Annotated in this window: 7 protein-coding genes; 3 read left to right on the top strand and 4 right to left on the bottom strand. The window is 38.0% G+C overall.

Annotated features, from left to right (window positions below):
- Positions 1-45: 45 nt before the first annotated feature.
- Positions 46-1,212: a DcaP family trimeric outer membrane transporter gene (locus GQR46_RS11340; RefSeq protein ID WP_165741002.1), complete on the bottom strand. Its 1,167-nt coding sequence runs from the start codon at positions 1,210-1,212 to the stop codon at positions 46-48.
- Positions 1,213-1,652: 440 nt separating this feature from the next.
- Here GQR46_RS11340 and acs point away from each other — a divergent pair, with 440 nt between their 5' ends.
- Together acs and GQR46_RS11330 are read left to right on the top strand one after the other, a co-directional pair.
- Positions 1,653-3,593 (top strand): acetate--CoA ligase, encoded by a 1,941-nt coding sequence (gene acs, locus GQR46_RS11335; RefSeq protein WP_165741001.1) that lies wholly within the window; start codon positions 1,653-1,655, stop codon positions 3,591-3,593.
- A 104-nt stretch (positions 3,594-3,697) separates the two neighbouring features.
- The gene (locus tag GQR46_RS11330; protein WP_007584799.1) at positions 3,698-4,348 is read left to right on the top strand and encodes a response regulator transcription factor; all 651 of its coding nucleotides are present in this window, start codon (positions 3,698-3,700) and stop codon (positions 4,346-4,348) included.
- A gap of 181 nt (positions 4,349-4,529) precedes the next feature.
- Here GQR46_RS11330 and purU read toward each other — a convergent pair whose 3' ends face one another.
- Both purU and GQR46_RS11320 read right to left on the bottom strand, forming a co-directional pair.
- Positions 4,530-5,360, bottom strand: coding sequence for a formyltetrahydrofolate deformylase (purU, locus tag GQR46_RS11325; protein ID WP_007584800.1), 831 nt, complete (start codon positions 5,358-5,360; stop codon positions 4,530-4,532).
- A 213-nt stretch (positions 5,361-5,573) separates the two neighbouring features.
- Positions 5,574-7,460 carry a hypothetical protein gene (locus GQR46_RS11320; RefSeq protein WP_165728458.1) on the bottom strand — a complete coding sequence of 629 codons (1,887 nt, stop codon included), beginning with the start codon at positions 7,458-7,460 and terminating at the stop codon, positions 5,574-5,576.
- Positions 7,461-7,677: 217 nt separating this feature from the next.
- Between GQR46_RS11320 and GQR46_RS11315 the strand changes: the two genes are divergently transcribed.
- On the top strand, positions 7,678-8,652 hold the full coding sequence (locus GQR46_RS11315) for a DNA topoisomerase IB (protein WP_165741000.1): 975 nt from the start codon (positions 7,678-7,680) through the stop codon (positions 8,650-8,652).
- Between the two features lie 48 nt (positions 8,653-8,700).
- Here the strand turns inward: GQR46_RS11315 and pelG are convergent.
- A partial coding sequence (pelG, locus tag GQR46_RS11310) for an exopolysaccharide Pel transporter PelG (protein WP_165740999.1) occupies positions 8,701-9,424 on the bottom strand: 724 nt, incomplete at its 5' end.

The following is a 9,424-nucleotide window of genomic DNA, read 5'->3' as shown; positions in this document are numbered from 1 at the left end:
AAAGCGGCCTAGGCCGCTTTTTTAAAGTAGTTAGCTTTTTAGTTATTAAAAAGAGTATTTAACAGAGAACTGTAAGCGATCTAGATCGCCATCTACTCCATTTTCGGTTTCACGTTCAGCATGCTTTAGTTCAGCACCAAACGTTAAACGTTTAACGGGTGAGTATAGAATATTTGCGCTGTAGCTTTGGCTTGATTCTGTCGGATCGCCAGAAATAGCTAATAAATCAGTGTTGTTATCAGCGCTAAAGAATGAGTATAAGAACGTTGAGCGCCATTTGCTTGTCCACTTGTGCTGGTAAGCAACAAAACCAGAAGTTGAGTCAATCGCATCTAGTTCATCGCCATTAAGTACTGCACCGTGAGCTACGTTTAAGCCTACGTAACGGCCTAAGCCTTTGCCTTGAGTAAGCATAAATTTAAGGTTGTCTTCACCAAGGTTTATTTTACCCGATGCACTAATACCAAAAGATGTTTCATCGGCATCAACACTGCCTACTTTATAAGTAAGTTGGCGAGCAAGCGCGGCAACAACAATGTTACCCCAATCAGCTTTGTGTGTGTAACGAGCTGTAAAATCGGGTAATGATGCATCATCAGTGACTACCATACCGCTAGTCGTAGAAATTGTACTTTCTGGGTTTTCTAATGAGAAAGACCATGCGCCAGTGGTATATTTAATTTGCGATTGACGCACAAACACAGTGCCTTCAGCAGGCCCTACAAAATCAAGCGTTTCAGCAAGGGCACCCACGTTTTGAAAGTTAGACCACGTTTGACCAAATAACCAACCATCGTAAGTAACAAACGCGTGGCGAATACGTGGTGCGTAAGAGTTTGAAACTCGCTCATTACCGCCAGCAGCCGAGGCTAAAAAATCAATCTCAATTTTAGTCTTAACGGTTTTGCCGTTATCCATTAAAGTTGATGTACCAAAATTAAAGCGTGACTCGCGTGCATGCATATCAAATACTGCATCAGAGCTATTGTCGTCACCAACGGTTAGCGTGCTTGGTACGTAAAAATCACGGCCAACGTTTGTACCAGCCGGTGCACCTGCGGAGTAATCACTCCACATTGTGTCTAGCTTGATGTATCCACCGTAAGTAAATTCGGTATCACCAATTTTTGCAGCAGTTGCCGCGTATGCAGTACTTGATAGTGCACATAGTACAGCGCTTGCTGCCAATGTTTTTAATGGGATAAATTTCATTGTGGTGTCCTTTATAGGCTACTTGTTGTCTGTTACTTTTTTTTTCATGTAAGGTTGTATTACTTGCTACGAGTATTACTTACGAATAAAAAGGGTGTTAATTTAGCTTTTCAATACACATATTGTTTTCATTCGTTAAATAAAGCTTTTATTAAGTACTGCAGTAAATACGTTTATTACAGTACCGAACACTGTTGAATATGCGCAATATTTACTCAATTACCTATTGGTCTATAAGACTAAGGTTTTAGAGTTGATAAGTTTGTATTCACTTACATTTAACGCGTTGTATTATTTATGTAAAAAAATTGAAAGCAGAAGGATTATAAACTACAAATGAGCAAATTGGTGAGGAATACAACTAAGGTCTAATACTTAATAAAGTACTGCTGAGTAATCCTTGATAAGAGCCTAAGGCAAGTAATTTAATGGAGACGAAGATGTCACAAAGTATCTATCCAGTTCCGGCGCATATTAAAGATGCGACTCTTGTAGATAAAAATAAATATAATACGCTTTACAAGCAATCTATTGATGACCCAGAAAGTTTTTGGCGTGAGCATGGCAAACGTCTTGATTGGTCTACCCCTTATACAAAAGTTAAAAACACATCATTCGACAAAGGACATATAAATATTAAATGGTATGAGGATGGCTACCTTAATGCTTCGTACAATTGTATCGATCGTCACTTAAAAACCAAAGCAGACAAAACGGCGCTTATTTGGGAAGGTGACAGCCCATCTCAAAGTGAGAATATTACTTATCAACAATTGCATGATGAAGTGGCTAAGTTTGCCAATGGTTTAAAAAAGCTAGGTGTTCAAAAAGGTGATCGTGTAGCGATTTATATGCCTATGACGCCTCAAGCTGTTTATGCAATGCAGGCTTGTGCACGTATTGGTGCTATTCATTCGGTTGTATTTGGTGGCTTTTCACCTTCTGCGATTGCAGATCGTATTCGAGATTCGGGTGCCAAAATTGTTATTACTTCGGATGAAGGGCGCAGAGCAGGTAATTGTGTTCCATTAAAAGCAAATGTAGATGAAGCGGTAGCGCAAGAAACTGTAACCTCAATTGAGCATGTTATTGTGCACCAATTAACCGGCGGTGAAGTTGATTGGAATGAGCACGATATATGGTGGCATGACCTAGTTGCTGATTTACCAGCAAAGTGTGAACCAGAGCCAATGAACGCTGAAGATCCATTGTTTATTTTATATACATCAGGTTCAACAGGTCAGCCGAAGGGTGTTGTGCATACTACTGGTGGCTACTTAGTTTACTCATCAATGACACATGAATACGTATTTGATTTAAAAGAAGACGATGTGTATTGGTGTAGTGCCGATGTAGGTTGGATCACAGGCCACAGTTACATTGCATACGGGCCATTAGTAAACGGTTGTACACAAGTATTATTTGAAGGTGTACCAACTTATCCAACTGCAGGACGTATGGGCGAAATTGTTGATAAACACGGTGTAACTATTTTATATACTGCGCCTACAGCAATTCGTGCGCTAATGGCGAAAGGTGATGAGCCAACTGCTTCGTCAAATCGCGATAGTTTACGTATTTTAGGCTCGGTTGGTGAGCCAATTAATCCAGAAGCATGGACGTGGTATTACGAGAGTATTGGTAAATCTAATTGTCCGATTGTTGATACGTGGTGGCAAACAGAAACCGGTGGCATAATGATTACGCCTTTACCGGGTGCAACTGATACAAAGCCTGGCTCTGCAACCCATCCATTTTTTGGTATTGCGCCAGCATTATTTGATGCTGAAGGTAATACACTCGAAGGTGCCGTAGATGGTAATTTAGTTATTTTAGATAGTTGGCCATCGCAAGCGCGAACTGTTTATGGCGACCATGAACGTTTTGAACAAACTTATTTTAGCGCCTACCCAGGTGTTTACTTTACTGGTGATGGGTGTCGTCGTGATGAAGACGGTTATTACTGGATCACAGGACGTGTGGACGATGTACTTAACGTATCAGGTCATCGCTTAGGTACTGCGGAGATTGAAAGTGCTCTTGTATCACATCCAGCAGTAGCAGAAGCCGCTGTTGTAGGTTACCCGCATGATATTAAAGGCCAAGGTATTTATGTTTATATTACGCCAAATGAAGGTGTAACAGTAAGCGATGAGTTAACCAAAGAGGTACGTAACTGGGTTCGTAAAGAGCTTAGCCCAATAGCATCACCAGATATGATTCAATGGTCTCCAGGTTTACCTAAAACGCGCTCAGGCAAGATTATGCGTCGTATTTTACGTAAAATCGCTGCAAATGAGCACCAACAACTCGGTGATACGTCAACGCTTGCAGATCCATCTGTAGTCGATGAACTAATCGAGAACAGATTAAATCGTTAAATGTGCGTTAAAAACTTGATTACAAGTTGATTCTAAACGTAGTATATCGGCTGTCAGTAAGGGTTTTATACCTAACTGGCAGCCGAATTTATTAGGAGTGAACCATGAGTCAGTTTTTAATAGCGGACGACCATCCGTTATTTCGTGAAGCACTAAAGGGCGCATTGAGCGCAAAATTTGAAGGTTTAGAGGTTTTTGAATCATCCGATTTTGACAGCACACTGCAAGTGTTAAGCGAGCAAGAGGATCTTGATATATTACTGCTAGACCTTCACATGCCAGGTAATGGTGATTTATATGGTCTTATTCGTATTAGAGAAGAATACCCAAGCTTACCTATTGCCGTTGTTTCGGGTAGTGAAGACGCTAATATAGTTTCTAAAGTAATGGGTTACGGCGCTATGGGTTTTATTCCTAAATCGTCATCGTCTGATGATATTGCCAGTGCAATTAACCAAATACTTGAAGGCGATACATGGCTACCAAAAGAGTTAAAAAACAAAGTAGCTGAAATTGAAGGTGAAGACCGAGAAATAGCAGCGCAAGTTGCCTCATTAACACCTCAACAATACCGAGTGCTGCAATATCTGCACGAAGGTTTACTTAATAAGCAAATTGCTTATGAACTGCACATATCAGAAGCAACAGTAAAAGCACACATTACAGCCATATTTAGAAAACTCGGCGTGTACAATCGTACCCAAGCCGTTTTAATTGCCGCGAAATTAAAACTCGAGCCAATAGAGCAGGCATAATTTACATTTAAAAAGTCACTTGCTTAATTATGAGCAAAAAAATGCCAGCAACAATGCTGGCATATTTTTATGTGTAGAATAGTTAATCAGAATTCAGGTTAATAACAAAATGCATACCTTGTTATCAACACTGTTTTATTACCTCAAAATAAACTACTTAATTAAGCGAATTGGTACAATGCTAAGAAAACACTACAGTTTTATTACCATTAATAAATAGCTTATGCTCTGATGCAAGTTGGAGTGCTTTACAAAACACTGTTTTCTCTACATCTTTACCCATTTTAGCCATCATTTCTGCAGTATTAGCGTGCGTTACGCTTGTTACGTCTTGAAGAATGATAGGTCCTTCATCAAGCTCATTATTCACAAAGTGAGCGGTAGCACCAATGATTTTTACGCCGCGCTCAAATGCTTGATGATAAGGTTTAGCACCTATAAATGCGGGTAAAAATGAATGATGAATATTAATTATTTTGCCTTCAAAGCGACCCACAAATTCAGGGCTTAAAATACGCATGTATTTGGCAAGACCAATAATATCAGGGTTGTAGCTGGCAATTAAATCACCTACTTTTTGATCGTGCTCGCTACGAGTTAGTCCTTCGTGCGATACAACATGAAACGGCACATCAAACCCTTTTGCTAAAGGCTCTAAATCAGCGTAGTTAGCAATAACTGCTAATACTTCAATATTAAGAGTTTGTTCAAATTGCTTTAGCAACATACCACCTAAACAATGGGCTTCTTTAGTTGCAAGTAAAACTACTTTAGTTTTTGCACCGCAATGTAGGGCAAGTTTAGCGCCTTGTGGCAACAGTGCGCGTAGTTGATCTAAAAAGTCGCTTTGTGGCTCGCCTGTAAGCTCTGTGCGCATAAAAAATCGCTGTGCGTCTTTATCTACAAACTCGTTGTTACGCGTAATATTTAAATTATTTTTATGACAAAGCCCTGTGATTTTAGCTATTAAGCCTACGTCGTCAGCACATTGGGTGGTTAGTATATAGCTCATTGTCCTCATTCTTACCCTGTGATTAATACTTCATTATTTGTGTTTTGGCACATAAAGCAAGGGCTTTGTGGACTAATCCAATATTAATCATGTTGTTGAGTATAAAAGAGGTAGTAAAGTTAAAAGGTATTGAATAGAGGTTAATAAAGGATAAAAAAATGCCACCTAATTTACAAGGTGGCATTAATACTAATAATCCAGAGTTTAAGTTAATTAACCCTTTGGCTCGGGAGATAAGCTTTCTTCTTGTCTTAAATACCCGGCAGCTTCTTCGTCATCTTTAGCTATCGCTTGCTGAGTAGGTATAGCACGCGTTTGCTGATTTAATTGATGTATTTGTGAAGCATTACCTAAATCACGCTCACTGGTGATTGAGGCGATAGATTCACGGTCTTTCAAGAACGCGATAACGTCTTTTTTGATTGCTTGTAATTGTCCTTCGTCTTTATGCATTTCCATAATATGGCGAGGATGTTCAAGATTTTTCATACCTGTTGCTGCAAACGTAGTAGAAATAACACGAGAAACAATAATCCAAGGCGTTATGCTACTGCGTACTAAAGTATTTTCTGAGCGGGTACTATCATGAATACCAGTACCTGTTGATATTTTAGACTCAGTAAATGTGCCTTCGCATTTAAAGTACACTAGTAGTGATTCAAATTGCATTTCAGCAAAAAATAGATGAGCTGTATTTGTAAGCAATTGCGCAAATGCTTTAATAAGTATACTTATTAGCAATAAGTGAAAGCTTGTCATTAATAGCTCACTAAATTGAATAACATGTTGGTTATTAAATGCTTGTTTAAAGCTACTAATATTTGCAGCGTCAACGTAATGATAAATATTAATAAACGAATACGCTAAAAACACAGTAAACGCTAAGGCTATAATATAAAGCAAGTTACCACTTACTAAAGCAAGTAACCTTGCTAGCGTAAAGTTTTTACCTAAGTCTATTGAGTGCAGTTTAGGTTGAATCTCTTGGATCATTTCACCTTTAAAACCGCCTTTACCTTCAATTTGTTCTTGAAGCTTAGGATCTAATTCGCGATAAACTCTGTTAGGTACTTCTTTATAACGACGGTTAGCCATTACTAGATTGTCTAGGTTTATAAAAATTTCGTCTGGATGAACAGACTCTTGCCAGTTTTCACGTAGTTCTGATACTTCAGCAGAAGGGGTAACTGCATTTAAACGCGCTTTAATCATAATAAAAGCAATTGCGCAGCTCAGAGTGGCTAATACAATAATCGCAATTAAGTACATGCCAGCATGAAGACTAGGTAGTTGCTCAATCCAGCCATCTATTTCTTGTTTGCTAATGTGTTGTTCTTTCATCAGCCATGACATAGAAAGGCCAATAGCGATTGGTAGAATAAAAGATAAAGAAATAATTTTAGCGAGTGCACCAGTACCAAGTGCTTCAATATTTTTTTCAGCGTTTCTAGAAATAGGTTTACCCGTAGAGCGCCACGAAAAAAGCACGTAGAACATTAATATGGCACTATAAACAGGAAATGCTAATTCGCCTGCTTCACCGGTAAAACCCGATAAAGATACAAATGCTACAAGGCCATAAGCAATAAGTGCAACAAGGGTACTTACCCATGAGCCAAATAAGCGCTGAGCAACATTACGAATAGGATAAGGTAGGAATAATAACTTAGGGATTAAGCTGTGAAGTAAACGTGATAAAAAACCATTAGGCTCTTTAAACGTACTGTTTTTACGACCAACCAGCATTTCTTCGAGTGATTGCGCGGTGTAGGCTACTTCTTTTTGTTCTTCTTGGGCGGTTGATGCTTGTGATTTGCTGTAGTTATAAGCAAGTGAAGTAGGGTGGTTTCTGCCTACAAAATACTTAAGAGTTGCATAAATACCACTTGAAAGTGAGCGAATGCCGAATGCTAAAATAAGCATGCCAAACACCATTAAAATCCATCCAGCGGTTGTATCTTCTTTTACTGATCCCGCAGCAATAACAAGTAAACTAATACCCGCTATAGACTCAATGAGTCCTCTTACAGCTGTTACTTTACCTTCAAGTTTGAAGGGGTTTTTTAGTCCAAGATCAATCGATCCATAATCAAAAGCCATTGAATGCTCCTTTTAAACAGCATGCCCAATTAAGGGAGAATATAAGCGTAGTTATAATAACCATTATATATATCGTATTTTTGTTTTTGCTCAATTTTTGATTATATATCAATAAAGTCGTTCAGTTTAAGGTTATTTTAAAGTGGTACATTCTATGCTTTGAAATATAAGCTTAAGCGAGTTAACAATATCTCTTTTAAATGCTTGAGGAGGAATGATGGAATTGATTTACGTTGATGATAGTTTGCCCGGAATTACCCGAAAGAAAAAAAACAAACATTGGCAGTATTTTGACCCAATAGGAAAAATAATTAAAGAGAAGGCCGTTATTGAGCGCTTAAATTCACTCGCGTTCCCGCCTGCTTATAAAAGTGTATGGTTTTGCCCTGAAGAAAATGGGCATATTTTAGCAACAGGTTACGACAGTAAAGGACGAAAGCAGTACCGATATCATCCATTATTTACACAACAACAAGATGCTAAAAAGTATCAAGCTTGTAGTGTGTTTGGACATAAGCTGCCGTTACTTAGGGCTCAATTAAAGGAAGCATTGCAAGGTGATGAGCTCGATTATGAACGTACTTTAGCAGCCATTGTTAGATTAATGGATTTAGGTGCTTTACGGGTGGGGAATGAACGTAATGTAAAACAAAATAAAAGTTTTGGTGCGACAACCCTAAGATCAAGGCATGCAAAATTAACAGGAAAAAATATTAGATTAAAATACCGTGCAAAGTCAGGCAAAGAAAGGGAAGTAAATATAACGGATAAAGCATTGAGTAGTGTTATTAAGGAGCTTCAGGACTTACCCGGGCAACACTTGTTTCAATATATAGAAGAGGGGGAGCGCTCTAACGTTACCTCTACTGAAATCAATCAGTATATTCAAAATATAATGGGTGAAGAATTTAGCGCAAAACACTTTAGAACATGGCGAGCAAGTGTGATTGCTTTTAAAGAAGTGTATGAAGCAAAAGGCGCTATTACATTAAAAAAAATGCTTGATGAAGTGTCTTCAAAGCTTGGGAATACGCCAACAATAGCGCGTAATTCTTATATTCATCCTGATGTTATTGAGCTTTGTAAGAAAAATGAATCAGAACAAACTCATTGGCGCGACAATTTTAAATTACCCCGTAAAACAAAGTATCTTAGTCGGTTTGAGCGCGGTTTATTAGAGTTTTTAACGTAACGATAAAGGCTGTAGCTTACAGCCTTTATGCTAAGTTTTTATATTATGCTATTGCAGCATAAACGTTTCGTATTCTAAATCTTCAAATTGTTTTGAAAGCCAAAATAATCCTACTACCGAGGTAATAATGGTTGCTAATGCAAAGCCATAGCCATAAAACTGCGGTCCAAAAGCAATTGATAACAAAGTTAAAACAACGTTTATTACCAAAAATAACCCCGCTAAAAATAGCACTGTTGAGCGTTTATCTAAATAAAACAAAATATTTAAAATAGATAAAAATATAACTTGTACGCCTACACCTACTACATCAATAAATAAAAGCGTTTTATAGTTTGGATCAATGCCAATAAAGGTAAGTATTTGCTCACCCCATAATAATAAGCAGGCAACGGTAATACCCTGAATTTTAAATATATCGTATAAACCGGCACGCGCAGTTTGGATCATACTGTCTTTTAATATGTAGATCTCTTCAAGAGATGAGCCACCACGAATAGCGGTGTAAAAACGGTCGTACTCTTCTACAAAGTCTGTTTCCATTTTTACTAAAAATACCGCCATACCGGGGATAATAGACAAATAAGCCAAAAATATAGGTAAGTCATAAATTGGGCTGGCTCTTAATGTACCAATAATTTGAATTGATGTGCTTGGAGAATACCAAAAAATGATTTTATCAGCCCATACACCAATGTTATAAAACAGACCACAAAAGAATAGGCTGTAATACACTTTTTTATTGCTTAAAAAGTCAAAGCTTATAAGTTTT

It is taken from the genome of Pseudoalteromonas sp. Z1A6 (assembly GCF_011378745.1).
In the GTDB taxonomy this organism is placed as follows: domain Bacteria; phylum Pseudomonadota; class Gammaproteobacteria; order Enterobacterales; family Alteromonadaceae; genus Pseudoalteromonas; species Pseudoalteromonas arctica.
This window is presented reverse-complemented; position numbering and strand designations above follow the sequence as displayed.

What these genes read in the sequence shown, in the direction of transcription:
- GQR46_RS11340 (WP_165741002.1), bottom strand. Translation starts at nt 1,212, where the DNA reads ATGAAATTTATCCCATTAAAAACATTGGCAGCAAGCGCTGTACTATGT.
- acs (WP_165741001.1), top strand. Translation starts at nt 1,653, where the DNA reads ATGTCACAAAGTATCTATCCAGTTCCGGCGCATATTAAAGATGCGACT.
- GQR46_RS11330 (WP_007584799.1), top strand. Translation starts at nt 3,698, where the DNA reads ATGAGTCAGTTTTTAATAGCGGACGACCATCCGTTATTTCGTGAAGCA.
- purU (WP_007584800.1), bottom strand. Translation starts at nt 5,360, where the DNA reads ATGAGCTATATACTAACCACCCAATGTGCTGACGACGTAGGCTTAATA.
- GQR46_RS11320 (WP_165728458.1), bottom strand. Translation starts at nt 7,460, where the DNA reads ATGGCTTTTGATTATGGATCGATTGATCTTGGACTAAAAAACCCCTTC.
- GQR46_RS11315 (WP_165741000.1), top strand. Translation starts at nt 7,678, where the DNA reads ATGGAATTGATTTACGTTGATGATAGTTTGCCCGGAATTACCCGAAAG.